Raw genomic sequence first — 877 nt, 5'->3', positions numbered from 1 at the left:
AGCCCATAGCCCATAGCCCATAGCCCATAGCCCATAGCCCATAGCCCATAGCCCATAGCCCATAGCCCATAGCCCATGCAATTTGTTCTATGTTTAGTCACTTGAGCGCAAATATAGAGAAAACAGGGGAAAAGGCATTGACGTTCATGGTTGGAGACGTATAATTCCGTCCCGTAACCCAGTGTTACACCAATGATGCGCCCTTAGCTCAGCTGGATAGAGCACGTCCCTTCTAAGGATGTGGTCGTAGGTTCGAATCCTACAGGGCGTGCCATTTCCCCCTTTTCTTCAAATGCTATTTCTAGCGAATCAATCTACCTGTATCGCAACCTGTTCTTCCTGTACCACCCTGGTGCTGCTTGGTGCATCCTGCTATTTCGTTCATCAGAAACTGTTTCAGCGCTTGTTGCTCGCGTTCATTGCTCGGTTGCCATGAGGCGATCACTGTTGCCTTGTTCCTTTTCATCGTCCTGTCCTTAATATTTTGCAGCGAAAACATTTGCATCGAAAACAGTGCTGCATGCTCTTGGGGAATATTCAACAAGTATCTTAGCGAGTGTGCTGGTTAAAATTTGTGCTATCCGTCGATTTATCAAATTAATCATATCGTTATTAAGACTATTTTCAGGAACTGTTCAGGGAAAAGTTTGGCTAGAGGCTAGAGGCTAGAGGCTAGAGGCTAGAGGCTAGAGGCTAGAGGCTAGAGGCTAGAGGCGAATAACATCTGGGCCATTGGCGATAGGCCAGAGGCGAGGGTAAAAGAAAATAGTCAAAGCAAGAGCAGGGGCTTGACAAGGGCAGGCTCTTGCAAACAATCTGGTTCGCCCATCGCCCATCGCCCATCGCCCATCGCCCATCGCCCATCGCCCATCGCCCA

At 48.7% G+C, this 877-nt stretch carries 1 protein-coding gene and 1 tRNA gene; one reads left to right on the top strand and one right to left on the bottom strand.

Annotated features, from left to right (window positions below; translation table 11 throughout):
- Window positions 1–197 precede the first annotated feature (197 nt).
- Window positions 198–274: transfer RNA gene (locus tag R2X38_RS26615), tRNA-Arg, on the top strand.
- 27 nt (window positions 275–301) lie between these two features.
- On the opposite strand, the gene R2X38_RS26610 is transcribed toward R2X38_RS26615, so the two are convergent.
- The gene (locus R2X38_RS26610) at window positions 302–466 is read right to left on the bottom strand and encodes a hypothetical protein (protein WP_317525346.1); all 165 of its coding nucleotides are present in this window, start codon (window positions 464–466) and stop codon (window positions 302–304) included.
- Window positions 467–877: the final 411 nt, after the last annotated feature.

It is taken from the genome of Photobacterium rosenbergii (assembly GCF_033022775.1).
Taxonomy (GTDB): Bacteria; Pseudomonadota; Gammaproteobacteria; order Enterobacterales; family Vibrionaceae; genus Photobacterium; species Photobacterium rosenbergii_A.
Note: the sequence above shows the minus strand (reverse complement) of the source record. Positions and strands in the feature narration are given on the sequence as shown.